Below are 25,356 nucleotides of genomic sequence, written 5' to 3'. Positions count from 1 at the left end.
TTCATTATGCAGAAGACAAACCGTCGTATCTTTTCGCGCCGCCTGGGCGCGGCCATCCTGGGCGCAGCCCTGCCGCTGTGCGCGCCCCAGGCATTCGCGCAGGCCTATCCCACCAAGCCGATCCGCCTGGTGGTGCCGTTCCCGCCGGGCGGCCCGACCGATACCGCCGCGCGCATCATCGGCCAGAAGATGGGCGAGTCGCTGAAGCAGACCGTGGTGGTGGACAATCGCCCGGGCGCCTCCGGCACGATCGGGGCGCAAGCCGTCGCCAAGAGCGCGCCGGATGGCTACACGCTGATGGTGCTGGCTACGCCCACGTTGCTGGCGCCGCACCTGATCAGCCGCAAGGGCTATGACATCTTCAAGGATTTCACGCCGATCGGCTCCGCCTACGACCTGCCCATCGTGATGGTGGTCAATCCGCAGGCCATGCCGGATGTGACCGGCCTGCAGCAGTACATCGCCCGCGCCAAGGCCAAGCCCGGCGCGCTCAACTACACCAGCGCGGGCAACGGCAGCTTCGGCCACCTGTCCACGGAGCTGCTCAAGAGCCTCGGGCACTTCGATGTGCAGCACGTGCCTTACAAGGGCAGCGCGCCGGCGATCTCCGATCTGCTGGCTGGCCAGGTGCCGATGATGTTCTCGGACATGATCGCGGCGCTGCCGCATATCAACGCTGGCAAGCTACGCCCCATCGCGGTGGGTTCGGCCAAGCGCGTGAGCTTCACGCCGGATGTGAAGACGGTGGCGGAGCAGGGCTTCCCCGGCTTCGAGGCAACCGCCTGGGGCGGCCTGCTGGCACCCGCCGGCACGCCCGAGGACGTGATCGCCAAGCTGTCGGCCGAACTCAAGGCGGCACTGGCGGATCCCGTGGTGCAGGAAAAGATGCTGGGCGCGGGCACGGTCGCTGCCTACCAGCCGCCGGAGCAATTGGCGTCGCGCATGCGCAGCGACTACAAGAAGTGGGGCAAGGTGATCCAGGACAACGGCATCAAGAGCGACTGAGAGTGGCAGGTTGAATCGATCGTTGCCGGCCTCGACTGGATAGGTCGTGGAGGAAGGCCGGACACGCGAATCAAGCGCCAGAGCCGCTAAAGCAAAACGGGCCGCATGCAGTGGATGCATGCGGCCCGTTGTCTTGCTCGCTAGCTGGTCAGCCAGTCAGCCAGCCATCAGTTGCTGGCGTTGCTTCCCGGCTCGACCTTCGACGCGTTGCCTGCATAGTTGGCGTGCTTCAGCGGCAAGACTTGCGCGTCGTCCGTGTGCGAGGCTGCCGCGGCCAGGCCGGGAACCAGGCCCTGCAGCGAGCCGCCGGTCAGGCCCACTTCCTTGAGTAGCGAATCGATCAGCGGCGCATGCGCGCGGTAGGACAGCGCGGCGGACATCGCCTGCTCGGCGAGATTGCCGTTGCCATTGCTGCCATTGCTGCCATTGCTGCCATTGCCGCCACCGTTGCCCGCGTCGCCGGATCCCGCCGAGCCGCCGCGATTGAGGCCGTCGACCTGGATGATCTTGATGCCGTCGATCGCCTTCATCGGCTCCACGGTCTGCTGGATCACGCCCGGCAGCGCCTGCAGCAGCGCCAGCTTGAACTTCAGGCTGGTCTGGTCGGACGACAGCGCGTTGATGGCGTCGTTGAGCGCGCGCTGTGCTTCGGCCTCGGCCAGGCCCTTCTTGCGCGCGGCCTCCGCCAGTTCGACGATGGCAGTGGCCTGCATCTGCGCGGCCTCGCGTTCTGCGCGGGCCTTGGTGGTGACGTGCACGGCCTGCGTCTCGGCTTCCTGCGCCGCCTCGATCAGGGCCACCTGCTTGGCCCGGTCGGCCTCCGCCGTGCGCCGCGTGGTCTCCACCATCTGCTCGGCCTTGACGGCTTCGGCCAGCGCCTCATTGGCGCGGCCCTGCGCCTGCGATTGCGCCTCCGATTTGGCGGCGATCACGATGGCCTTTTCCTGCTCGGCGATTTCCGTCACCTTGGCCTGCTCGATGGCCGCCATCTGCGTGACGCGCTGCTGCTCGATTTCCTTGACCCGCACATCGCGCTCGGCTTCCACCTTGCGCGTGCGCACGGCCTGCTCGCGCTGGATCTCGGACTCCTGCACCTGGCGCTCGGCGGTGATGCGGCTTTGCTCGGCCTCCTGCTTGCGCTCGGCTTCATAAGACGCGATGCGCGCGTTCTGCTCGGCGGTACGGGTCTTGACCTGCTGTTCCTGTTCGAGCTTCATGAACGATTCCTGCTGCTCGATCTCCAGCTTCTTGGCCAGCGCGTCGCGGTTCTTCTCGCGCACCGAGACCTCGGTGTCCTGCTCGACCTCGTTGCGCTCCTTGCGGCGGCGCTCGGTTTCCTGCGTGAGCTTGGTCAGGCCCTCGGCATCGAAGGCGTTGTTGGGATCGAAGAACTCCTTTGAGGTCTGGTTGAAGTTGGTGAGCGACACGCTCTCCAGTTCCAGCCCGTTCTTGGTCAGGTCTTCGGCCACGGTGTTCTGCACGCCCTGCACGAACTGCTCGCGCGCGTCCTGCAGGTCCTGCATGCTCATCTGCGCCGCGGTGGAGCGCAGCGCGTCGACGAACTTGTCGTCCACCAGCGCGCGCAGGCTCTCCGGCGCCAGCGTGCGCTGGCCCAGCGTCTGCGCGGCGGTGGACACGCCTTCCACGGTGGGCTTGACGCGCACGAAGAAGGCCACCACCACATCCACCCGCATGCGGTCCTTGGTGATCAGGCTGTCGCGCGAGGCGCGGCTGACCTCGAGCTTGAGCGTGTTCATGTTGATCGGGATGATTTCATGGAACACCGGCAGCACGATGGCGCCGCCGCTCATGATCACTTTCTGCCCGCCCAGGCCGGTACGCACGAAAGCGCGCTCGGCCGATGCGCGCGTGTACAGGCGCGAGAAGATCAGGCCGATGATGCACAGGCCGATTACGCCGGCCAGGCCGATGACACCCCAGAAGATGATGGAATCCATATTGGTTCTGACACTCCCTTAGATCTTGGAAAAGAAAGACCGCGTGCGGCCTATAGCAGGTCCGGCCGCGGGTTGACGATGGCGCGATACAAGGTGCCGGAGGCGCGCGCGACGATCAGCACGGTTTCGCCGCGCGGAAAACGCTGGCCCGGCTCGTCCGGCTCGACGCGGATGTAGTGGGCCTGGCCGTACTCATCCACCAGGCGCGCCTCCGCCGGATTGCCGGCCGAAGCCTCGCCAACCGTGACCTGGGCAACGCGCCCGACGAAGTCGAGCTCGGAGATGGCGGAGGTTTCGTCCTGCGGAAAGTAGCGTCCCACCAGGCCGCCGGCGGTGCGCACGAAGGGCAGGGCGCCCAGCGTGGCGAGCACCACCGCGACTGGCACGGGCAACAGGTGGCCGGCCACGGAAGCCGTTGCCCATTGCATGACCAGGCCGACGATGGCGAAGCCCGTCAGGAACAGCACCACCAGCATCAGCAGTGGCACGCGTCCCACGTGCAGCCAGCCGAGGAACTGGCCGATGGCGCCGGCATCGGCCGCGCCGGTGTCGGTATGGTCCAGCGCGAAATGCGTGATCAGGAAGCTGTCGGCCTGCTGCGACAGGCCGAGGCCAAGCAGCAGGGCCAGCGCCTCCAGCACGCCGATGACTACCATCAATCCAATCGCCACCACGAACGGGGCATTGCCCGGCAATAACAGCTGATTCATTTCGGCTTTCTTATTGTGCTGAATCGGTCGGGAGCGGCGAGAGCCGGTGTTGGGTGGCCGGGGCTCAGGAGCGGGTACCGTCGCGCCCGGCCTTCAGGCGCTCGAGGCGCTCGTTGACGCGCTGTTCCTTGTGCAGTGTCTCCAGCCGCTTGAGCAAGGAGGCGTCGGCGCTGGAGCTGCCCACGCCGAGCCCGGCCACGCCCGTGGCGCTGGTCATGGCGCGGTTGAAGCCTTGCTCGAGCTTGTTCGGCACGCACGCCGGTGCCGGCGCCGGGCGCAGCGCCAACGCTGCCGCCCGCGCGCTCGGCGGCAGCGCGCGCGGCCACCATGCCGGCCAGCGCCTGTTCCATCTCGGCGCGCTTGGCGCGCAGGCCCAGCAGGTCGGCTTCGGTTGCCTCGGACTTTTCCACGGCTTCCTGCAGGCTGCCGTTGAGCGTGCCAAGCTGGTCCTCGAGGTCGATCTGGCGCTCGGTCCCTGCGCGCGCCGCAGCGTCGTCGCCGTGGTTGAGCGCAACCGTGACCTGTTCGTCGAGCCGCTCGATCTCGTTATTGAGCCGCGCGATGGCCTTGGCGGCCTGATGCTTGGCCGCCTCGTGCTGGCCGAGCCCGACCCGCGCTTGCGCGATCACCTCGTCGAACTCGCGCAGGTACTGCGCCAGCACGGCTTGCGGCGCGCGCGCCTCCAGCGAGCTGACCAGTGCGTGCACATTGGCGGTCAGCAGTCGTTTCACACGGTTACCCAGGCCTTCTGTCGTCATGGTGTGTTCCTCGGTGCATCGATAAGACGCCGCTTGGGCGGCGATGGCGCAACACGAAAGTAAGAATTTCAGGTGGCTTGCCGGGCGCTCTGGATCAGTTTTGCCAGTTCTAACACTTCCGGGATATAGGCGTCCAGTACGGCGGGGTCGTAGGCCGGCGTGCGCTGGGTCACCCCCAGGCGCAGCAGGCCCAGCAGCATGCGCATGGCGCGGGCGGTGAGGCGTGCCTCCAGGTCGCGCGCCTGCGCCGGGGCCTGGTCGCCGGCAGGTACGGCGGCAATCAGGCTGGCCATCAGCTCGGGCAGCTGCATGGCCAGCAGCGGGACGATGGCTGAGTGCAGCTGGTGGTCGTGCTCCAGGGCCTGCGTGGCTTCGAGCAGGGGGCGCACTTGCTCGCGCAGCAGCGAGACGCAGCCGATGTAGTCGCTTGAGCCGTCGGCGCGCCGGCGCGCATCGGCAAGCAGGGCGCGGATCTTGTCGCTGGGACTGCTGGCGCCGGCCAGCTGGATGCCGGCCAGCCAGGCGAGGTCTTCTTCGGGGATTCGGACGGAGACGGTTTGCATCGGGATCGGCCAGCGGCCTGAAGTGACTCACTGGAACCAAGCATAGGTCGCGCGTCATCGTTTGTATACGTTTGAAAACAAAAAATGACAACTACGATCCAGCGCGCTTGCCGGATAAGGGCGGTGGCGAGGCGCTGGGACTTAACGGCAACACGGCTGGTGACATAAAGTTGAAATCCGCAACGCCGAAACTGGCGTTGCCGCCACACCCGCACTACCCTTAAATGGGCTGCTAATGCTACAATCTAAGTCTTTGATTTACATGAGCTATTGATCGCGCGGCGGAATTGCCCACGCAAGGGCCCACGCAAGGCACGGACAGACAACGGTTTGCAATGGCGTGCGCCAGCACGGCGCGCCCCACGCAGCCGGCCCTTAAATCCATGCGCAGATCTCGCCCGCTCGGTTCAAGACGCGTGTCCGTTGGCGCCGGGTTCGCCTCCTGCAAGACACGGAAACCATGACGACTACGACCACTGACCAGACCACCCCCGAGATCACCTTCGACAGCTTCGGGCTAGATGCTCGCATCCAGCGCGCGCTGTCCGAGCAGGGCTACACCAAGCCCACTCCCATCCAGGAGCAGGCGATTCCCGTGGTGCTGCTGGGCAAGGACGTGATGGGCGCGGCCCAGACCGGCACCGGCAAGACCGCTGGCTTTGCGTTGCCGATCATCCAGCGCCTGCTGCCGCTGGCCAGCGGCAGCGCCTCGCCGGCCCGCCATCCGGTGCGCGCCCTGATGCTCACCCCTACCCGCGAGTTGGCCGACCAGGTCTACGACAACGTGGCCCGCTACGCGCGCTTCACGGACCTGCGCAGCACGGTGGTGTTCGGCGGCGTCGACATGAACCCGCAGACCGAGGCCCTGCGCCGCGGCGTGGAAATCCTGGTGGCAACCCCGGGCCGGCTGCTCGACCACGTGCAGCAAAAGTCGGTAAACCTGTCGCAAGTGCAGATGCTGGTGCTGGACGAGGCCGACCGCATGCTCGACATGGGCTTCCTGCCCGACCTGCAGCGCATCATCAACCTGCTGCCGGCACAGCGCCAGACGCTGCTGTTCTCGGCCACCTTCTCGAACGAAATCAAGCGGCTGGCCGCCAGCTACCTGCGCCAGCCGGTCACCATCGAAGTGGCGCGCAGCAACTCGGCCAACGAGAACGTGCGCCAGACCGTGTTCCAGGTCGAAGACGGCCACAAGCAGGGCGCCGTGGTGCACCTGCTGAAGAAGCGCGCCGCCGAAGGCCTGTCGCGCCAGTGCATCGTCTTCGTCAACAGCAAGATCGGCTGCTCGCGCCTGGCGCGCCACCTGGAGCGCGAGGGCATCAACGCCGCCGCCATCCACGGCGACAAGACCCAGACCGAGCGCATGCAGACGCTGGAAGGCTTCAAGCAAGGCAATATCGACGCACTGGTCGCCACCGACGTGGCGGCGCGCGGCCTCGACATTCCCGACATGCCCTGCGTGATCAATTTCGACCTGCCGTTCAGCGCCGAAGACTACATCCACCGCATTGGCCGTACCGGCCGTGCCGGCGCCAGCGGCGATGCCATGTCGATCTACGTGCCGGGCGACGAGCGCCTGCTGGTCGATATCGAGAGGCTGCTCAAGCGCAGCATCCCGCGTACGCCGCTGGAAGGCTTCGACCCCACCGGCGCCGGCGCCCGTGCCGACGAGAGCGACCGCCGCCGTGCCCGCACCGAAGTGCGCCGCCCGCGCGCCAATGGCGACGGCGAAGAGCCGCGTGCGCGCCGCAACGATCCGGCCAGCTCGCGCAATGCGTTCCGCCCGTCCTCCGACGATTCCTTCTTCTCGCGTCCTTACGAGCCGAGCGCCGCGGCGGTTGCCGCGCAGCCCGACGTGACGGACAACAATGCCTCCGCCTTTGGCCGCGGCCGTCCGGCGCCCAAGCGGCAGCTGGCGGCACTGCTCGGCGGCGTGCCGCGCAAGTCCTGAACGGGCCGGCGCGACATGTAGCGAATCGCTGCCGCTGCAGCAAACAAGAAAGGCGCCCTCGGGCGCCTTTCTTGTTTTGGACTTCATGCCATTCAGGTGTGTGTCGTCGCTTCGCCGTGCGCTTGGGCAGGCAGGCGTTCCAGCAAGGCCGCCCAGCCGGCCGTGGCGTCGCTCAGCCAGCTCTGCACCGATTGCGCCGCGCTCGCCAGGCCCAGGTGCGCGCCGGCCATGCGCAGTGCCGCCAGCGGATCAAGATCGTCGATGGCCTGCGCGCCGCTTTGCTTGCTGAGCTTCTCGCCTAGCGCGTTGGTCACCACCGGCACGTGCAGGTACGACGGCGTGGGCAGCCCTAGCAGATGCTGCAGGTGGATCTGCCGCGGCGTGGAGTCGAGCAGGTCGGCGCCACGCACGATATGCGTGATGCCCTGGTGGCCATCGTCGACCACCACCGCCAGCTGATAGGCCCACAAGCCATCGGCACGGCGCAGCACGAAGTCGCCGAGCTCGGTCGCGAGGTCCTGGCATTGCCGGCCTTGCCAGCGGTCGTCGAAGCAGATCAGCGCGGCGTCGCCGTCCGGCACCCGCACCCGCCAGGCGCGGGGCGGCTTGCCATGCAGGCCGTCGCGGCAGGTACCGGGATAGCCCAGCGTCTGGTGGCGCGCGCGCGCGTGCAGCAGCGAGTCGGCGATCTCCTTGCGCGAACAGCCACAGGGATAAGTCCGGTGGTCGGCATCGAGCTTGCGCAGTGCCTCGGCGTACAGCGCTTCGCGCCGGCTCTGCCATTGCGGCGGCTCGTCCGGATGCAGGCCCAGGCGCGCCAGGGCCCGCAGGATCTGCTGGTCCGCGCCGCGCACGCAGCGCGGATAGTCGATGTCCTCGACGCGTACCAGCCAGCTGCCAAGGTGGGCGCGCGCGTCGAGCCAGCTGGCCAGCGCGGTGACCAGCGAGCCCATATGCAACGGGCCGGTGGGGAGGGCGCAAAGCGGCCCCGGTAGCCGGGCGCCGGGCTCGGGCGGGTAGGCATGGCGAAAACAGGTGTGGGTCGGGCGGTTAGTCAGGCTGGCCCGGTTGCTGCTGGAGCAGGGCTTGCGCCAGGCGCGGGTCTTCCAGCTTGTTGGCCCACCATTGCAGCGCCTTGCCGCGCGTGTTGGTGCGCCAGGCTACCTTGAAGTTGCCGGGGGCGCGCACCTCCAGGGTTTCGCGCGCCTGCAGCACGCCGCTTTCGATAAAGGGCTGCGCCATGGGCGCCGGCAGCCAGCCGCACCCCAGGCCGCGGATCTGGGCTTCGAGCTTGTCGCGCATGGTGGGCACCACCAGCACGTCCTGCCCGGCGAGCACGCCATGGGTGCGGGCCGGCAGGTTGCGCGAGGTATCGCCCACGGCCACGATGCGGTGCTTGGCGATCTGCAGCGTGGTCAGCGGGCCGGGCTCGGTCGCCAGCGGGTGATGCGCGGCCACCGCGAAGACAAACGGCATGGAGCCCAGCGGGCGCACCTGGAAGCCCTGGGTGCTGGGCGCATCGTAGGCGCCGCCGATCACCAGGTCGGCGCGGCTGCTGACCAGCGCATCCCAGGCGCCGCCCAGCACTTCCTTTGCAAAGCGCAGCCGGGTGGCATCGTTTTCCTTGTAGAAGTCCTGGATCACCGGCAGCAGGGCGCGGAAGTTGATCAGGTCGTCCACCACGATGGTCAGCGCGGCTTCCCAGCCGGTGGCCAGCCGCTTGACGCGGCGGGCCAGGTCGTCGGCGGCATGCAGCAGGTGGCGGCCTTCGTCCAGCAGGGCGCGCCCGGCGGGCGTGAGCTCGGCGCGGTGGCGGCGGCGGTCAAACAGCAGCACGTCCAGGTCTTCCTCCAGCTTGCGCACCACGTAGGTGAGCGCGGAGGGCACTTTGCCCATCTCGTGCGCGGCGGCGGCAAAGCTGCCCTTGCGCTCGATGGCGTCAAGAACTTCCAGGGATTCGAGAGAGAGTGCCATGTTCAGAAATTCTGAATGAATGCTTCTAAGATCGACCTGCTTAATATACGCCTGCCGCTCTAAACTGCCTAGTATTGAAACGTAGCGCAAGGCCAGGACTAGGTTTAGACCGGTTCCTGATGCCGATGTGGCCTGAAGGAGGGCCGTCAAAATGATTGAAATCAGAAAGGCGGGTGAACGTGGTTATGCCGATCATGGCTGGCTCAAGTCGTACCATACGTTTTCCTTCGCGGATTACTACGATCCCAAGCACGTCCAGTTCGGGCCGCTGCGCGTCATCAACGAAGACCGTGTAGCCCCGGGCATGGGGTTTGGCACCCATGGCCACCGCGACATGGAAATCATCAGTTACGTGCTGGAAGGCGAGCTGGCCCACAAGGACAGCATGGGCAACGGCAGCGTGATCCGCCCCGGCGACGTGCAGCGCATGAGCGCGGGCACCGGCGTGCGGCACTCGGAGTACAACCACGCTGCGCACGACACCACGCACTTCCTGCAGATCTGGATCCTGCCGGAGAAGACCAACCTCGAACCCGGCTACGAGGAAGAACACTTCCCGGCGGCCGACAAGCGCGGCCGGCTGCGCCTGGTGGGCAGCCGTGACGGCGCCGAGGGTTCGGTGGTGATCCACCAGGACATGCGCCTGTATGCCGGCTTGTTCGATGGTGACGAGTCCGCCACGCTGGCGCTGGCGCCCAAGCGGCGCGCCTATGTGCATGTGGCGCGTGGCCGCGTCACCGTCAATGGCAAGGCGCTGGAAGCGGGCGATGCCGCACAGCTGGAAGGTGCTGAGGCGGTGACCCTGACCCAAGGCGATGGTGCCGAAGTGCTGGTATTTGATCTGCCCTGAGGCGTTGCTTCGGCAGCCTGCAGCCCGCCCGCTCAGCCGGCGGGCTGCGGTGCCTTGTCTGGGCGGGTTTGCCGTATGCTATCGTCTTGCTATAGATAAGCGATCAGCCCGGCACACGCGCCGCCTGATGCGCCCTGGCCATCGACACCCAGACCAGAGATGACATTTGTATCCGTTCTCCTCGCGCTGATCGCCGAGCAGTTCCGCGCCCTGGGCCGCAACAATCCGATCTACGACATCGTGCGCGTTCTTGCCGAGCGCGCCGAGCATGCCTTTGACACCGGGCGGCCGCGCGATACCGCGCTGGCCTGGTTCACCGTGGTGCTGCCGCTCACGCTGACCGCCATGGTGGTGCACTACCTGCTGGCCTCCATCAGCGTGGCACTCACGCTGGCGTGGAATGTCCTGCTGCTCTACCTCACCCTCGGTTTCCGGCAGTTCAGCCACTTCTTCACCGATATCCACGAAGCGCTCAACCGCGACGACCTGCCGCGCGCCCGCGCGCTGCTGCACCAGTGGACCGGCCTCGAAACCATCGAAATGCCGGTCACGGAAATCGTCCGGCATACCCTGGAAGCCGCCATCGTGGCGGTGCACCGGCATGTGTTCGGGGTGTTCTTCTGGTTCCTGGTGCCGATCGGCCCGGGCGGCGTGGTCTTGTACCGCATCGCCGAGTACCTCGCCCGTCACTGGAATATCCCGTCCACGGAGCGCAGCCCCGCGCTGGGCCGCTTTGCCGCGCGCGCCTTCTACCTGCTGGACTGGATTCCCTCGCGGCTGACCTCGGTCGGCTTTGCCATCGTCGGCAATTTTGAAGACGCGGTCTACGCATGGCGCAACCACGCGCGCAAGTGGAACGATGCCGTCAACGGCATCCTGCTTGCCAGCGGCGGCGGCGCGCTTGGCGTGCGCCTGGGCGTGCCGCTGGCAGAGGAAAGTTCTACCGTGGTGCTGCGCACCAGCCTCGCCGGTCCGGCGGTGGACTATGCGCCAGGCATGGAAGACGACAGCGAGCCCGAGGCAGTTGCGCCGGAATTCGGCATGGAGCCAAACGTGCGCACGCTGCAATCGGCCATCGGCCTGGTGTGGCGTGCCGTGGTGCTGTGGATGCTGCTGCTGGCGATGTTGTCGCTGGCGCTCTGGGTGGGCTGAGCCAATCCCGCTGTACCCGTTGACCATCGACGCCCGCGCTTGCCGCGGGCGCTTTGCTTCAGGGTTGCCGCGGCGCGCCGCACTGCCAGCACGAGCCGAACTGCGCCTCGTGCCATTCGCCGCAGGACACGCAGGCCCATCGCGGCCCCGGCGCCGGATTGGCGGCGGCGCGCAATACCTCCCAGGCCTCGGCTTCCCGTTCATCGTCGATCAGCCAGACCTGGGGCGCGCTCTCGCGAAACGGGATGTCGCCCATGGCGCCGGCCAGCCAGGTATTGCGCAGGTCGGCACGGATGCCGGCGGCCTCCAGCACGTTCTGGCAGTGCGCCGCATGGACCAGCGATGGGGTGGATAGCAGTAGTTTCATCGGGATCGGGTGCGCCGCATGCTCGTATGCCCGCATGCGGCGCACCCGACTATCTTACCACGGCTTTTGCTGGCGGGATTCGTGCAGCAGTTGCGTGTAGAGCTGGTGGCGCCGTCCCGATATCTCGCCGGCCTTCATCGACGCCAGCACGCCGCAGCCAGGCTCGTTGATGTGGTGGCAGTTGTAGAACCGGCACTCGGTCAGGCGCGGGCGGAACTCGGGAAACGCGCGCTCCAGCATGCCTTCGCTCAGGTGGTGCAGGCCGAACTCCTGGAAGCCCGGCGAATCGATCAGGCAGCCGCGCTGGCGCGCTTGCGGATCCACGCCGTCCTTGCCGTCCACTTCGCCATCCACGCTGGCGGGCAGGTGGTAGAGGCGCGTGAAGGTGGTGGTGTGCTTGCCCGAATCCAGCTTGGCGGAGATTTCGCGCGTCTGTGCTTCCACGCCCGGGATCAGCAGGTTCAGCAGCGAGGATTTGCCCATGCCCGACTGACCGATCAGGATGCTGGCGCGGTGCGCCAGCTGCGGGCGCAGTTGCGCCAGCGTATCTTCCGGCGATCCGTGCACCGACAGGAACAGCGTCTCATAGCCCAGCCCGCGGTACAGCTCGAGCCGGCCGCGCGCTTCTTCCAGCCGCTCGGTCAGGTCGATCTTGTTGAGGATGATCAGCGGGCGGATGCCCAGTGCTTCGGCGGACACCAGCGCGCGGCCCAGCAGGTCTTCCGAGAAGCCCGGCTCGGTCGCCAGCACGATCACCACCTGGTCGATATTGGCGGCGAGGAGCTTGGACTTGAACTGGTCCGATCGATGCAGCAGGTTCTTGCGCGGCTTGAAGCCGGTGATCACGCACTGGTCGGACGCGGCGCGCTCGATGGTGACGCGGTCGCCGACCGCGCATTCGCTGCGCTTGCCGCGCGGGAAGCCGTGCAAGCGGCTGCCGTCGTCCAGCTCGATCACATAGTGGCGGCCGTGCGCGGCAACGATCAGCGCTTCCTCGGCGGCGGCGCCATTGGCATTGGCTTTGGCAGGGCTTGCGGCACGCTGCGGGCCTCCCCGGCTGGCGGCGCGGCTCATGCGTGCGCCAGCAGGCGGTCGATCCGCTGTGCTGCTGGTGGGTGCGAGTAGTAAAAGGCGCTGTAGATCGGGTCGGGGGTCAAAGTGGAGGCATTGTCCTTGTAGAGCTTGACGAGGGCCGAGACCAGGTGGCCGGCATCGGTCTGGCCGGCCGCAAACGCATCCGCCTCGAACTCATGGCGGCGCGAGGTCTGGCTCGCCAGGGGGCCGAGCAGGAAGGTGAATACCGGCAAGGTCAGAAAGAAGAGCACGAGGGCAAGGGCGTGATTGGTGGTGCCAAGATTGGGCAGCACGCCCAGGCCGGTGTAGAACCACGTGCGGCTGGAAAGCCAGCCCAACGCGGCGAGGAAGACCAGGCTCAGTGCAAAGCTGACCAGCATGCCCTTGAGGATGTGGCGCCGCTTGAAGTGGCCAAGCTCATGCGCAAGCACCGCTTCGATCTCGTCGTCGGCAAGGCGCTCCATCAGGGTGTCAAAGAAGACGATGCGCTTGGCCGCGCCGAACCCGGTGAAGTAAGCATTGCCGTGCGCGCTGCGCTTGCTGCCGTCCATCACGAACAGGCCGCGGCTGCGAAACCGCACTTCGCCAGCAGGCGCGTGATGCGGGCTTCCAGCGCAGCGTTGGCGAGTGGCTCGAAGCGGTTGAACAGCGGCATGATCACCGACGGGGCAATCATCTGCACGAAGATCGTGAAGGCGATCCACGTCAGCCAGGTCCACGCCCACCAGTACTCGCCCATATGGGCCATGAGCCACAGCACGGCGAGCAGCAAGGGCAGGCCGAGCACGCAGCCAACGGCGGTCATCTTCAGCATGTCGGCCAGGTAGAGCTTCCAGCTCATGCGGTTGAAGCCAAAGCGCTGCTCGATGCCGAATTGCCCGTAGAGCGAGAAGGGCAGGTCGACCAGGCCGCCGATCACGGCCACGCTGGCAATCAGCGCCACGCTGTAGGCGTATCCCGGGCCAAAGGTGTCGATCCAGAACTGGTTGATCCACTGCAGCCCGCCCAGCATGGTCAGCACGATCAGCAGCGCGGCGCCGGCCAGCACTTCCAACATCGACAGCCGGGTGCGGGCGATGGTGTAGTCGGCCGCCTTCTGGTGCGAGGACAGCGAAATGGTGTCGGCAAAGCGGGCAGGGACCGCATGACGGTGTTGCGCCACATGGCGCACCTGGCGGGAGGCCAGCCAGAGCTTGGTCAGCACCATCAGCATCAGGGCGGCTAGGAACAGAAACGTGAACATCGGGCAGGGCCTTGTCGTGGGAAGCCTTGGCGTGCGCGGTGGCGGCCGGACCGCCGAAGCGGGTTTCCGGGCGCATTGGAACCGGCTGCGGCGGCGGATATGCGAGAATTATAAGTTGTTCGTGCCCGCAGCCCCGTGTTCCTGATCCGGGGCTCGGGCGCGCCCCCTTTGCTTCTCTTTCGATTGCAGTCCAGATGACCAGCCAAAATACCCACGTCCCCAGCGGCGTCAAATCCGTCAAGAGCGAAAACAACCTGATCTGGCTGGACATGGAGATGACCGGCCTGATGCCTGACACGGACCGCATCATCGAGATCGCGATCGTGGTGACCGACTCCGAACTCAACATCCTGGCCGAAGGCCCGGTGCTGGTGATCCACCAGGAAGACGCCGTGCTCGATGGCATGGACAACTGGAACAAGGGCACCCACGGCCGCTCGGGCCTGATCGACAAGGTCAAGGCCTCGACCCTGACCGAAGCGCAGGCCGAGGTCGAGCTGCTGGCTTTCCTCAAGCGCTGGGTGCCGGCCGGCAAGTCGCCCATGTGCGGCAACTCGATCTGCCAGGACCGCCGCTTCATGGCGCGCTACATGCCCAAGCTGGAGGCGTTCTTCCACTACCGCAACCTCGATGTCTCCACGCTGAAGGAACTGTGCAAGCGCTGGGAGCCGGCCATCCACAAGGGCTTCATCAAGCGCCAGCTGCACACCGCGCTGGCCGATATCCTGGAGTCCGTGGAAGAGCTGCGCTACTACCGCACGCACTTCATCCGCCACTCGGCGCCGGCGGCGGCCCCCGCGGCCGAGGCGAGCGCAACGCCGGCTACCCCGGCCGCCTGATTCTCCCCCTCCCATGTCACTGCCAAGGCGCCCTGCGGGGCGCTTTGGCTTAACGGCAGCCCGCCCATGCTCGCGCGCATCGTCTCGATCATCACGCCGGTCATCCTGATCATCCTGGTCGGCTGGCTCTACGGGCGCCGCGCGCATCCCGACATGTCCGGGATCAACCGCGCCACGCTCGATGTGATCGCGCCGCTGCTGGTGGTGTCCGCCTTCGTCAGCAAGGAATTCGTGCTGGCCGACCAGCTTGTGCTGCTCGGTTGCGCGGTCGCCGTGGTGCTGGGCTCGGGGCTGCTGGCCTGGCTTGGCGCGCGGCTGCTGGGGGCGGATCCGCGCACCTTCGTGCCGCCGATGATGTTCAACAACTGCGGCAACATGGGCTTGCCGCTATCGGTGTTCGCGTTCGGGCCGGTCGGGCTGGCTCCCGCGGTGGCGCTGTTCGCCGCGTCCAACCTGATGCACTTCACCATCGGCATGAAGATCGTCAACCGTCACGCATCGATGACGCAGATCGCGCGCAATCCGATGGTGCTGGCAACGGTGGCGGGGGTGGGTTTGTCGCTGGCGCGGCCATGGTTCTCGTTGCCGGAGCCTGTGTTCCAGTCGATCAAGCTGCTGGGCGACGCTACCGTGCCCTTGATGTTGTTCGCGCTCGGCGTGCGCATGAAGGACGTGAGCCTGCGCAACTGGGGCATGGGCGCGATCGGCGCCGTGGTCTGTCCGCTGACCGGCATCGCCTGCGCCTTGCTGCTGGCGCAGGTGGTGCCGCTAACCCAGCTCCAGCGCGGGCTGCTGTTCGTGTTCGCGTCGCTGCCGCCTGCCGTGCTCAACTTCCTGGTGGCGGATCATTTCCGGCAGGAGCCGGACCAGGTGGCGTCGATCGTGCTGCTGGGCAATGTCGCTGCCGTGGTGTTCGTGCCGGTGGGGTTGTATCTGGGGCTGCGCTAACTGCACAAACCGCACCAACTGCACTAACAAGCGCTAGCGTCAAGCCACCCCCAGTTGGCTCACGCCGCGGGCTTGGCGCGGGTCGCGTGCTTCGGGCGCCACACCTTGGCCACGGCTTCGTCGGTGTCGATATAGGGGCCGCCGATCAGGTCGACGCAGTAGGGCACCGCGGCAAAGATGCCTTGCACGATGGGTTTGCCGCCCTCGCCGCGCAGGCCTTCCAGGGTTTCGCGGATGGCGCGCGGCTGGCCCGGCAGGTTGATGATCAGGGCGGCGCGGCTGGCGGTTTCGCGAATCACCGCCACCTGCCGCGACAGGATGGCCGTGGGCACGAAGTGCAGGCTCACTTGGCGCATCTGCTCGCCAAAGCCGGGCATTTCCTTGGTCCCCACCGCCAGCGTAGCCTCGGGGGTGACGTCGCGCCGGGCCGGGCCAGTGCCGCCGGTGGTCAGCACCAGATCGCAGCCGGCCACGTCGACCAGCTCGATCAGCGTGCGCGAGATCAGCGCCTGCTCGTCGGGGATGAGACGCTCCACGGCCTGCCAGGGCGAGGTCAGGGCGCGCCCGAACCAGTCCCGCAGCGCCGGGATGCCCTCGTCCTGGTAGGTGCCGCTCGAGGCACGGTCGGAGATCGAGACAAAGCCAACCAGCAGTTCGTCCGGGTGCCTGCGGGCAACGGGATGGACCAGCGCGGGCGTTGTGGTTTGCGTCATCTTGTCCCCATTTCCTTGGTTGCTGCTTGTTGGTTGTCGGTTATTCGCCGGCTTCCGGCTCGGGTTCCTGCTCGCCGCTGGCTGCGGCCTGCTTGCTTTCCAGCGCGGTCTTGATGGCCTGGAACAGCTCGCGGAAGTAGCGCGGCGGCTTGCTCATCTCGTGCTCTTTGCGCGCATTGCGGATGATGTTGCGCAGCGTCTGGACGTCGCTGGCCGGATGCTCGGCCAGGAATTTCGTCAGCGCGGCGTCGTCCGCCAGCAGCAGTTCGCGCCAGCGCTCGACCAGGTGCAGCTTGGCCGTCTCGGCCTTGCTGGTGCCCTTGAAGCCTTCCAGCACGCGCTGGATGGCTGCCACCTCGTCATCGTCCAGCCTGCGCATGACCTTGCCGACGAACTGCATCTGGCGGCGCTTGCCTTCGTGGTTGGTGATGCGCCGCGCGTCGCGGATGGCGTCGGCCAGCGCTTCGGGCATGGGCACGCGCGCCAAGCGGTCCTTGGGCAGGGCTTCGAGTTCCACGCCCAGGTCCTGCAGGGCGAGCATATCGCGCTTTTTCTGCGACTTGCTCTTGAGCATGTCGTCGTCGTCGGCCGGTTCGGGGGTGAACGGGTCGGGGAAGCCGGAGGCGTTCCGGGGGAGGGGCGGGTGTTTCGCGTCATGGTTGGCATTTTATCTTGCTATGATTCTTGTTTGGACTTTTGATGACCGCGCCCACAATGGATCAATCCGCAGACCAGACCACCCATTTCACTTATACCCAGGCCCAGCTGAGCGAGATGGCCGCCGATGTGCTGCGGGTGGCACGCGAGCTGGGCGCCACCGACGCGGCTACCGAGATCTCCGAGGGCAGCGGCCTGTCGGTGTCGGTGCGCAAGGGCCAGGTGGAAACCATCGAGCAAAACCGCGACAAGGTAATGGGCGTCACGGTCATGATCGGTCAGCGGCGCGGCAACGCCAGCACCTCGGATTTCTCGCCGGCTGCCCTGCGCGCCACGGCCGAGGCGGCTTACAACATCGCCCGCTTCACCGCGGAAGACGATTGCGCCGGCCTGGCTGAAGAGGAACTGCTCGAGCGCGACCCGCAAGACCTCGACCTGTTCCACCCCTGGAATATCGACGCCGAGCAAGCCATCGAGCTCGCGTGCCGCTCCGAGGCGGCCGCCTTCGCGGTCTCGCCGCGCATTCGCAACAGCGACGGCGCCAGCGTCTCGGCCCAGCATTCGCAGTTCGTGCTGGCCACCTCGCGCGGCTTCTCGGGCGGCTACCCGTATTCCCGCCACTTTATTTCGTGCGCGCCGATCGCCGGCACCGGCAGCGGCATGCAGCGCGACGACTGGTACTCGTCCAAGCGCGCGCCCGGCGCGCTGGCCGCGCCTGAGGACATCGGCCGCTATGCCGCAGAACGCTCGCTGGCCCGCCTGAATGCGCGCCAGTTGTCGACGCGCCGTTGCCCGGTGCTGTTCGAGGCACCTCTGGCTGCCGGCCTGCTCGGCGCCTTCGTGCAGGCCGTGTCCGGCGGCGCGCTGTACCGCAAGTCGACCTTCCTCCATGACACGCTGGGCAAGGCGGTGTTTGCGCCGCATATCCATATCCATGAGCAGCCCCACCTGCCGGGCGCCATGGGCAGCGCGCCCTTCGACGAAGAAGGCGTGAAGACCCACGCGCGCGATGTGGTGCGCGGCGGCGTGGTGGAGGGCTATTTCCTCTCCACCTACTCGGCGCGCAAGCTTGGCATGAAGACCACCGGCAATGCCGGCGGCTCGCACAACCTGACGCTCTCCAGCACGCTGACCACGCCGGAAGACGACTTCGCCGGCATGCTGCGCAAGCTGGGCACCGGCCTGCTGGTGACCGAGCTGATGGGGCAGGGCGTGAACTACGTGACGGGCGATTACTCGCGCGGTGCGTCGGGCTACTGGGTCGAGAACGGCGTGATCCAGTATCCGGTGGAAGAGATCACCATCGCTGGCAACATGAAGGAAATGTTCCAGCAGATCGTGGCCATTGGCGCCGATTCGCTGGTGCGCGGCACCAAGGAAACGGGCTCGGTCCTGATCGAGCAGATGACTATCGCCGGCAACTAAAAACGACAGCGGCGGCCTGGAAACAGGCCGCCGCGCGGGTAACAACGTCAGGGTCGTTCAAACCAGGCGTTTGAGCCGACCGTTATTCCTCGCCTGAGGGCGGGCGTTCATACGTCACGAACGCGTAGTCGAAGCCGTTCGCTTCCGAATGATGCCGCTCGCGCTGCGTCGCGATCCACTGCTGCGGGTCGATGGGCGGAAACACCGCGTCGCCTTCCACATCCGCATCGATCTCCGTCACCACCAGCCGGTCCGCGCTGGGCAGGGCCTCGGCATATAGCTGCGCGCCGCCGATCAGGAAGATCTGCTCCACACCTACGCATAGCCGCTGCGCGTCTTCCAGCGAGTTCGCCACGTCGCAGCCTTCGATGCGCAGGTCGCGGTTGCGGCTGACCACGATATTGCGCCTGCCCGGCAGCGGCCGGCCAATCGATTCCCACGTCTTGCGGCCCATCACGATGGGCGCGCCCATGGTGGTGCGCTTGAAATGCGCCAGGTCTTCCGGCAGGCGCCAGGGCAGGGTGTTGTCGCGGCCGATCACGCCGTTGCGGGCCTTTGCCACGATCAGGGTCAACAGCGTCATACGGCCACCGGTGCCTTGATGGCCGGATGCGATTCGTAGCCCACCAGTTCGAAGTCCTCGTACTTGTAGTCGAAGATGCTGTCCGGCTTGCGCAGGATCTTCAGCTGCGGCAGCGCCATCGGCGCGCGCGCGAGCTGGGTGGCCACCTGCTCGGCGTGGTTGCTGTAGATGTGGCAGTCGCCACCGGTCCAGATGAAATCGCCCACATCGAGTCCGGTCTGCTGCGCGATCATGTGCGTCAGCAGCGCGTAGCTGGCGATATTGAACGGCACGCCGAGGAAGATATCGGCGCTGCGCTGGTACAGCTGGCAGGACAGCCTGCCGTCGGCCACGTAGAACTGGAAGAAAGCATGGCAGGGCGGCAGCTTCATCTGCGCGATCTCGCCCACGTTCCAGGCCGACACGATCAGCCGGCGCGAATCGGGATTGCTGCGGATCTGCGTCATCAGGTCGCTGATCTGGTCGATGTGGCGGCCGTCCGGCGTAGGCCACGCGCGCCACTGCGAGCCATAGACCGGCCCGAGTTCGCCGTTTGCGTCGGCCCATTCATCCCAGATGCTGACGCCGTTTTCCTTCAGGTACTGGATATTGGTCGAGCCCTTCAGGAACCACAGCAGCTCGTGAATGATCGACTTCATGTGCAGCTTCTTGGTGGTCACCACCGGGAAGCCTTCGCGCAGGTCGAAGCGCATCTGGTAGCCAAACACCGAGCGTGTGCCGGTGCCGGTGCGGTCGGCCTTTTCGGTGCCATGCTCTTGCACATGGCGCATGAAGTCGAGGTACTGTTTCATCGGCGCGGGTGTTGGGGAAAAAGTGACGCGGCAGCGGTGCGCGCTGTATCAGGGCAATCTGCCAAGCGATTAGCAAATTGCTAAAGGCTTAGCATTTTATCGCAAAGCAAAACGGGCCGCCTCGCGGCGACCCGTTCTCATGTGCGCCCAGCATGGGCGCACTCCTGTGGGTGCAAGTCCCACCGTAAGTTGATCACAGCGATCGAAGCGAAGCGCAACTGCGAAAGGGCGACCGATCGTGGGGAGGAAGCGTGGAGTGAAGCTGCGAGCCGAGGAACACGAACCGGATAGAAGGCGGTGCCGACCAGGACGAGCGGGCATGAAACCGCGAAGTTCTCGTGATCAAGGGGAGGCGGCGTAAATCCGGCGGTTGTGCAGCGAAGGAGTGCGTTCTTACCTGGGGAGATCTCGCCTCATGCCTGAAAGGGCGACGGCGTCGAGCCGGAGCGAGAAGTCAGCAGAGGTCGAAGTAGTTGGGGGTAGCGCCGGCAAGGCTCGAATCCGCCGACGAAGGACCGAACGAGAGGGAGTGTTCGAAGCCATGTCGATACCGAAGGCATTGCGTCAGAAGCCCGCGCGAGCGGGGCGGGAGGAGTAGCGGGCGGTGAAGCCGGCCGTGAACCCGCCTGCGACGAAGCCGGCGGTCCGCGGCGGGGACCGGAGGACACGGGGTCGGCGCTGCTGGCAGCGGCGCTGACGCGAGAGAACCTGAAGCAGGCGTTCAGGCGGGTCCGCCGCAACAAAGGCGCCGCTGGCGTGGATGGTCTGGATATTGATCAGACCGCCCGCTATCTGGTGTCGGCGTGGCCGGAGATCCGCCAGCAACTGCTCAAGGGGACGTACCGGCCCAGTCCGGTACGGCGGGTAACGATTCCGAAGCCGGACGGAGGAGGCGAGCGCGAGCTCGGTATTCCGACGGTGACGGACCGGCTGATCCAGCAGGCGCTGTTGCAGGTGCTGCAGCCGATGCTGGACCCCACCTTCAGCGAGCACAGCTACGGCTTCCGGCCTGGGCGGCGTGCGCACGATGCGGTGTTAGCCGCGCAGTCGTACGTGCAGTCGGGGCGGCGAGTGGTGGTGGACGTGGATCTGGAGAAGTTCTTTGACCGGGTCAACCACGACATCCTGATTGACCGTCTACAGAAGCGCATCGGGGACGCCGGGGTCATCCGGCTGATCCGGGCGTATCTGAACAGCGGGCTGATGGATGGCGGGGTAGTGCTGCAGCGGTACGAGGGCACGCCGCAAGGCGGGCCGCTGTCACCGCTGCTGGCTAACGTACTGCTCGATGAGGTGGACAAGGCGTTGGAGCGTCGAGGTCATTGCTTCGTGCGCTATGCCGATGATGCGAACGTGTACGTGCGCAGTCGGCGGGCGGGCGAGCGGGTGATGGCGCTATTGCGGCGCTTGTACGGCAGCCTGCGCCTGAAGGTCAACGAGGCAAAGAGCGCGGTGGCGAGCGCGTTTGGCCGCAAGTTCCTCGGCTACAGCTTCTGGGTGGCCGCAGGGGGAGTGGTCAAGCGCAAAGTGGCAGTTAAGCCGCTGCTGACGTTCAAGCAACGCATCCGCGAACTGACTCGCCGCTCAGGCGGGCGGAGTCTGCAGGCAGTCGTGGATCGGGTGAGGCCATATGTTCTGGGATGGAAGGCCTACTTCCGGCTGGCGCAAACGCCCCAGGTCTGGCGCGAGCTGGACAAGTGGATGCGCCACCGGCTGAGGGCCATCCAGCTCAAGCACTGGCGCCGTGGTCGGGTCATTTACCGAGAGTTGCGTGCGCTGGGTGCTACAGCGGATGCCGCCAGGCAAGCAGCGGCGAGTAGCCGGTGCTGGTGGCGCAACAGCGGCGACACGCTGAACCGGGTCCTGACCATCGCCTACTTCGATCAGTTGGGCATGCCCCGTCTCACTTAACCTCAACCTCTCGAACCGCCCGGTGCGGACCCGCATGCCGGGTGGTGTGGCAGGGGCGCAGCCAGTGGGCTGCCCCTATGCCGATTGGCCAGCCCCCTCAGGCGCCGGCCTCATCCTGCATTACTGCGCAGCCGTAGCCGGAGCCCGGCGCTTTTGCACCAGGTAGCCACCGCCCAGCACACCGCCGATGACCAGCACGAACAGGCCGTAGTAAGCCAGGGCGTTGGTGTTGAAGAACGCCTTGACCAGCGGCTCGCTCACGATCATCTTGACCGCCGTGAAGGCCAGCACGCCGGCACCCACGAAGATGATCGAGGGGAAGCGGGACATCAGCTTGAGCACCAGGCTCGAGCCCCACACCACGATGGGGATGCTGATGAGCAGGCCCAGCACCACCAGCAGGAAGCTGCCGTGCGCCGCGCCGGCCACGGCCAGCACGTTGTCCACGCCCATCACCGCGTCGGCGATGATGATGGTCTTCATCGCGCCCACCAGGGTGGTCGCGCCCCCGCCGTGCTCATCGCCATTGCCGTCGTCGGACAGCAGCTTGTAGGCAATCCACACCAGGGCCGCGCCGCCGATCAGCAGCAGGCCAGGGATCTTGAGCAGCCACACCACGCCGACCGTCATGGCCGAACGGACCACGACCGCGCCGACGGTCCCCCAGATGATGGCCTTCTTCTGCAGGTGGGGCGGCAGGTTGCGCGCCGCCAGTGCGATCACGATGGCGTTGTCGCCGGCCAGTACCAGGTCAATGACGACGATGGACAGCAGTGCCGTCAGGAACTGCATCGTGAACAAATCGGTAAACCATTCCATGAAATCTCCTCGAACAACGAATAGCAAAGAGCCGTGCGTATGCACCGGTTTGGCCTGGAGACATGATGTGTGGGGGGCTTGGGAGGCGCCTTTGCAAACCATGAAACCAGGTTGCAAAGGTCTTGCTCGACCGCCGATGGTACTTGGCGCGGTCAGCACAACCGGAGACTGTCAGTCCCGGAATGACGATTGTGCTAAGGGCATGGCCCCGGAGCTACTCCCCTTTGAGGGGCGATCCAATTCGGGGCAGGCCTGAAGCAGATACGCTGAGGCGGATTATAAACGATGCTGCATCTTTTTTGTGGTGGCTTGTTACCGCGATACATGAAGCACTTTTTGCGCTTCGGCGCGGAAGATTTTGTGCAGTGCGGTAAGCACACTCCGCGCTCGCCAGCTATCCTGAGAAGACTTGCATCGGCTGATGCGCCCCAGACGTCACCGGAGGCGGATCCCGTGCGAGCCCCGCGCATGCCGTGATGTGCGGGCCCCTGGGGGTTTTATGTAGTGCCCATCGACCATCAAGGAAACGTCATGCCGGCAGTCCCGACCCCGCTGAATCCGCTGAACGCACGCCTCAAGCACACCCAAGCCAATCACAACGGCACCTCTTCCCTGAAACCCAACGGCTCTCCCGCCAGCAGCGTCGTCGTCGCCAACGGCCAAGCACAGCCGAACCCGGTGCCCCGGCTGGATTTCATCCAGCAGTACCACGAGGACAGTGGCGCGCTACGCGGCGAGATCACGCGCGGCCTGCTGGCCGGCGCCGCCAGCATCAGCCCCAAATTCTTCTACGACGTGCTCGGCTCCCGCCTGTTCGAGGCCATCACCGACCTGCCCGAGTACTACCCCACGCGCACCGAGGCCTCGGTCTTTTCGGCATTTGCTCCCGCCATGGCCGCGCGCGCCGGCAGTGGGTGCGTACTGATCGACCTTGGCGCTGGCAACTGCCAGAAGGCGGCCCGGCTCTTCGGCAGCCTGCAGCCGGCGCAATACGTGGCGCTCGATATCTCGGTGGAATTCCTGCGCGGCACGCTGTTCTGCCTGCAGCAGCAGCATCCGCAGATCCCCATGCTTGGCTTGGGCGCCGACCTGTGCGTGCCGCTCGACCTGCCGCCCGAAGTCAGGCACGGGCGCCGGCTGTTCTTCTATCCGGGATCGAGCATCGGCAATTTCGCGCCGGCCCAGGCGCAGGCCTTGCTGCAGCGGCTGCGGGCCGCGGCGGGCAGGGGGATGGCGTGCTGATCGGCGTGGACCTGCTCAAGGACGAGCAGGCGCTGGTGGCCGCGTATGACGATCCGCTAGGCGTGACCTCCGCCTTCAACCGCAATGTGCTGCGCAACCTGAATCGCATCGTCGGCAGCGACTTCCGGCTTGAGGATTGGCGTCATGTGGCCAGCTTCGACCGCGAAGGCTCGCGGATCCAGATGCACCTGCAAGCCGAGCGCGAGGTCACCGTGCGCTGGCCCGAGGGCAGCCGCAACTTCCACGCGGGCGAGCAAATCCACACTGAGGATTCATATAAATACCGCCCGGACGACTTCGCTGCCTTGCTCGAGGCTGCGGGCTTCGACGAACCGGTCTGGTGGACCGATCCGCGCGGCTGGTTCGCGGTGTTCCACGCCAGGGCCTGAAGCCTGCGGGCCGGCCGCGCGGGGGCGGGGTGGGGCTGGTGTCATAATGCCCGCATCTCTCCGGCGAAAGGTGCGGCGCATGGCGCACGCGGCTCGCCGGGCCACGCAACCGGGTGCGAATCCCATTCTCCGGCAGGGTGTTCGATGAGCGGCTTCTCCATGCTTCCCGACCTTCATTTCAACGGCGGCAAGGCCGTCTGGGCCGACGTCCGGCGGCTGCCGCGCGAAGGCCTGGCACAGGCACTGGTGGAAGCGCGCAACCGCACCCTGGCCTGGCTGGCAGCCTTTGGCCAGACCCGGCGCGGCTGGGAGGTGCCACGCCAGGACTTTGCCGACCCGCCGCTTTGGACGCTGGGGCACGTGGCCTGGCATGCCGAATGGTGGTGCCTGCGCGACGTGCGCACGCTCGAGCGCGATGGCGCCTGGCTGCAGGTGGCCGGTGTGCCGTCACTGCTGACCGGCGCGGATGAGTGGTTCGATCCCGATCGCATCGATCCCGATGCCCGCTGGGAGGTGGCGCTGCCTGACGTGGCAGTCGTCAAGCGCTACGCCGCCGATGTGCTCGATGCCGTCCTGCGCCGGCTGGCGGCGCAGCCCGACGACGGCGATGCCACGCTCTACCCCTGGCGCCGCGCGCTGTTTCACGAGGACCGCCAGGGCGAGGCCATCGCCGCGCTGCTGCAGGCGCTGGGCGTTGCCCCCGTGGAGCCTGCGATTGCCCTGCCATCGGTATCGGTGCCGCAAGGCGGCACCTTGCAGTTTCCCGGCGGGCGTTTCATCCAGGGCTGGAACGAGCCGGATGGCTTCGCGCTGCCCGATGAACGGCCAGCGCAGCCCACCTATGTACCGGCTTTCGAGATGGATGCCGCGCCGGTCAGCAATGCCCAGTTCCTCGATTTCGTCGAGGACGGCGGCTATGAGCGCGCGTCGTGGTGGTCGGCGGCGGGGCGCCAGTGGCTGATGATGCAGGATCGCTCGGCGCCGCGTTACTGGGCCCGTCATCCTGAGTCGCGGGCCTGGATGGCCTTGCGTTTCGGCAGTCTGCGCACGTTGAACCCTGACGAGGCCGTGCGTCACGTCACCCTGTTCGAGGCGCAAGCCTGGTGCGCCTGGGCGGGCCGGCGCCTGCCGATGGAAACGGAATGGGAGCTGGCCGCCGTCCAGGATCGCGGCGGCCTGCGCTGGGGCATGGTGCGCGAGTGGACGGCGACGCCGTACGAGCCCTACGCGGGATTCGAGGCGAGCCCCGCCGATATGGAATACGTGTATTGCTTTGCCAGCCACCAGGTGGTCCGGGGCACCTCTTTCGCCAGCCCGGCGCGCCAGCGTCATGCGCGTGCGCGCATGGCGCTGCTGCCCGAGGACGATTTCGCGTTCGTCGGCTTTCGCAGTTGTTCGATGTAGCGGGACGCTGGCTGCCCGTGGCGAGCG

At 66.5% G+C, this 25,356-nt stretch carries 20 protein-coding genes and 4 pseudogenes; 10 read left to right on the top strand and 14 right to left on the bottom strand.

What is annotated here, in order from left to right:
* Nucleotides 1–6 precede the first annotated feature (6 nt).
* Nucleotides 7–1,005 carry a Bug family tripartite tricarboxylate transporter substrate binding protein gene (locus OMK73_RS21895; RefSeq protein WP_267603913.1) on the top strand — a complete coding sequence of 333 codons (999 nt, stop codon included), beginning with the start codon at nt 7–9 and terminating at the stop codon, nt 1,003–1,005.
* A 167-nt stretch (nt 1,006–1,172) separates the two neighbouring features.
* Here the strand turns inward: OMK73_RS21895 and OMK73_RS21890 are convergent, their stop codons facing one another.
* From OMK73_RS21890 to OMK73_RS21875, 4 genes are all read right to left on the bottom strand, one after another.
* On the bottom strand, nt 1,173–2,963 hold the full coding sequence (locus OMK73_RS21890; protein WP_267603912.1) for a flotillin family protein: 1,791 nt from the start codon (nt 2,961–2,963) through the stop codon (nt 1,173–1,175).
* A gap of 50 nt (nt 2,964–3,013) precedes the next feature.
* Nucleotides 3,014–3,673, bottom strand: coding sequence for a YqiJ family protein (locus tag OMK73_RS21885; protein WP_267603911.1), 660 nt, complete (start codon nt 3,671–3,673; stop codon nt 3,014–3,016).
* The gene (locus OMK73_RS21880) at nt 3,670–4,431 is read right to left on the bottom strand and encodes a PspA/IM30 family protein (RefSeq protein ID WP_267603910.1); all 762 of its coding nucleotides are present in this window, start codon (nt 4,429–4,431) and stop codon (nt 3,670–3,672) included. The genes OMK73_RS21885 and OMK73_RS21880 overlap by 4 nt, the downstream gene beginning before the upstream one ends.
* Nucleotides 4,432–4,499: 68 nt before the next feature.
* A complete protein-coding gene (locus tag OMK73_RS21875; protein WP_267603909.1) occupies nt 4,500–4,994 on the bottom strand; it encodes a hypothetical protein in 495 nt (164 codons plus the stop codon).
* Nucleotides 4,995–5,454: 460 nt separating this feature from the next.
* Here OMK73_RS21875 and OMK73_RS21870 point away from each other — a divergent pair, with 460 nt between their 5' ends.
* Nucleotides 5,455–6,948 (top strand): DEAD/DEAH box helicase, encoded by a 1,494-nt coding sequence (locus OMK73_RS21870; RefSeq protein WP_267603908.1) that lies wholly within the window; start codon nt 5,455–5,457, stop codon nt 6,946–6,948.
* A gap of 92 nt (nt 6,949–7,040) precedes the next feature.
* On the opposite strand, the pseudogene gluQRS reads toward OMK73_RS21870, so the two are convergent.
* Nucleotides 7,041–7,972: pseudogene (gluQRS, locus tag OMK73_RS21865) on the bottom strand (tRNA glutamyl-Q(34) synthetase GluQRS).
* 26 nt (nt 7,973–7,998) lie between these two features.
* Complete coding sequence (locus tag OMK73_RS21860; RefSeq protein WP_267603907.1) at nt 7,999–8,922, bottom strand: LysR family transcriptional regulator; 924 nt, start codon at nt 8,920–8,922, stop codon at nt 7,999–8,001.
* A 151-nt stretch (nt 8,923–9,073) separates the two neighbouring features.
* Here OMK73_RS21860 and OMK73_RS21855 point away from each other — a divergent pair, with 151 nt between their 5' ends.
* The gene (locus OMK73_RS21855; RefSeq protein ID WP_267603906.1) at nt 9,074–9,772 is read left to right on the top strand and encodes a pirin family protein; all 699 of its coding nucleotides are present in this window, start codon (nt 9,074–9,076) and stop codon (nt 9,770–9,772) included.
* 159 nt (nt 9,773–9,931) lie between these two features.
* Nucleotides 9,932–10,924 carry a CobD/CbiB family protein gene (locus tag OMK73_RS21850; protein ID WP_267603905.1) on the top strand — a complete coding sequence of 331 codons (993 nt, stop codon included), beginning with the start codon at nt 9,932–9,934 and terminating at the stop codon, nt 10,922–10,924.
* A gap of 58 nt (nt 10,925–10,982) precedes the next feature.
* On the opposite strand, the gene OMK73_RS21845 is transcribed toward OMK73_RS21850, so the two are convergent.
* The 3 genes and pseudogenes from OMK73_RS21845 to OMK73_RS21835 form a co-directional block, all read right to left on the bottom strand.
* Nucleotides 10,983–11,291, bottom strand: coding sequence for a putative signal transducing protein (locus tag OMK73_RS21845; RefSeq protein ID WP_267603904.1), 309 nt, complete (start codon nt 11,289–11,291; stop codon nt 10,983–10,985).
* A gap of 54 nt (nt 11,292–11,345) precedes the next feature.
* Entirely contained in the window at nt 11,346–12,365 is a 1,020-nt protein-coding gene (rsgA, locus tag OMK73_RS21840) for a ribosome small subunit-dependent GTPase A (protein WP_267603903.1), read from the bottom strand.
* A pseudogene (locus tag OMK73_RS21835) lies at nt 12,362–13,608 on the bottom strand (M48 family metallopeptidase). The gene rsgA and the pseudogene OMK73_RS21835 overlap by 4 nt, the downstream one beginning before the upstream one ends.
* 194 nt (nt 13,609–13,802) lie before the next feature.
* On the opposite strand from OMK73_RS21835, the gene orn reads away from it, so the two are divergent.
* Nucleotides 13,803–14,447 carry an oligoribonuclease gene (gene orn, locus OMK73_RS21830; RefSeq protein WP_267603902.1) on the top strand — a complete coding sequence of 215 codons (645 nt, stop codon included), beginning with the start codon at nt 13,803–13,805 and terminating at the stop codon, nt 14,445–14,447.
* A gap of 66 nt (nt 14,448–14,513) precedes the next feature.
* Complete coding sequence (locus OMK73_RS21825) at nt 14,514–15,395, top strand: AEC family transporter (RefSeq protein WP_267603901.1); 882 nt, start codon at nt 14,514–14,516, stop codon at nt 15,393–15,395.
* Between the two features lie 59 nt (nt 15,396–15,454).
* On the opposite strand, the gene mog is transcribed toward OMK73_RS21825, so the two are convergent.
* Both mog and yjgA read right to left on the bottom strand, forming a co-directional pair.
* Entirely contained in the window at nt 15,455–16,108 is a 654-nt protein-coding gene (gene mog, locus OMK73_RS21820) for a molybdopterin adenylyltransferase (protein ID WP_267603900.1), read from the bottom strand.
* A gap of 40 nt (nt 16,109–16,148) precedes the next feature.
* On the bottom strand, nt 16,149–16,682 hold the full coding sequence (yjgA, locus tag OMK73_RS21815; RefSeq protein WP_318232039.1) for a ribosome biogenesis factor YjgA: 534 nt from the start codon (nt 16,680–16,682) through the stop codon (nt 16,149–16,151).
* 140 nt (nt 16,683–16,822) lie between these two features.
* On the opposite strand from yjgA, the gene pmbA reads away from it, so the two are divergent.
* The gene (gene pmbA, locus OMK73_RS21810) at nt 16,823–18,190 is read left to right on the top strand and encodes a metalloprotease PmbA (RefSeq protein ID WP_267603899.1); all 1,368 of its coding nucleotides are present in this window, start codon (nt 16,823–16,825) and stop codon (nt 18,188–18,190) included.
* Nucleotides 18,191–18,272: 82 nt separating this feature from the next.
* On the opposite strand, the gene OMK73_RS21805 is transcribed toward pmbA, so the two are convergent.
* Both OMK73_RS21805 and OMK73_RS21800 read right to left on the bottom strand, forming a co-directional pair.
* Nucleotides 18,273–18,773: a dihydrofolate reductase gene (locus tag OMK73_RS21805; protein ID WP_267603898.1), complete on the bottom strand. Its 501-nt coding sequence runs from the start codon at nt 18,771–18,773 to the stop codon at nt 18,273–18,275.
* The gene (locus OMK73_RS21800; RefSeq protein WP_267603897.1) at nt 18,770–19,564 is read right to left on the bottom strand and encodes a thymidylate synthase; all 795 of its coding nucleotides are present in this window, start codon (nt 19,562–19,564) and stop codon (nt 18,770–18,772) included. The genes OMK73_RS21805 and OMK73_RS21800 overlap by 4 nt, the downstream gene beginning before the upstream one ends.
* A gap of 541 nt (nt 19,565–20,105) precedes the next feature.
* On the opposite strand from OMK73_RS21800, the pseudogene ltrA reads away from it, so the two are divergent.
* Nucleotides 20,106–21,475, top strand: a pseudogene (gene ltrA, locus OMK73_RS21795) (group II intron reverse transcriptase/maturase).
* A gap of 120 nt (nt 21,476–21,595) precedes the next feature.
* Here the strand turns inward: ltrA and OMK73_RS21790 are convergent.
* Nucleotides 21,596–22,294, bottom strand: coding sequence for a TerC family protein (locus OMK73_RS21790; RefSeq protein WP_267603896.1), 699 nt, complete (start codon nt 22,292–22,294; stop codon nt 21,596–21,598).
* Between the two features lie 612 nt (nt 22,295–22,906).
* On the opposite strand from OMK73_RS21790, the pseudogene egtD reads away from it, so the two are divergent.
* Nucleotides 22,907–23,925 (top strand): annotated as a pseudogene (egtD, locus tag OMK73_RS21785) (L-histidine N(alpha)-methyltransferase).
* A 144-nt stretch (nt 23,926–24,069) separates the two neighbouring features.
* Complete coding sequence (locus tag OMK73_RS21780) at nt 24,070–25,329, top strand: SUMF1/EgtB/PvdO family nonheme iron enzyme (RefSeq protein WP_267603895.1); 1,260 nt, start codon at nt 24,070–24,072, stop codon at nt 25,327–25,329.
* Nucleotides 25,330–25,356: the final 27 nt, after the last annotated feature.

The sequence above is a fragment of the Cupriavidus sp. D39 genome, from assembly GCF_026627925.1.
In the GTDB taxonomy this organism is placed as follows: domain Bacteria; phylum Pseudomonadota; class Gammaproteobacteria; order Burkholderiales; family Burkholderiaceae; genus Cupriavidus; species Cupriavidus ulmosensis.
The sequence above is the reverse complement of the archived record's forward strand: the minus strand, read 5'-3'. Positions and strand labels throughout refer to the sequence as shown.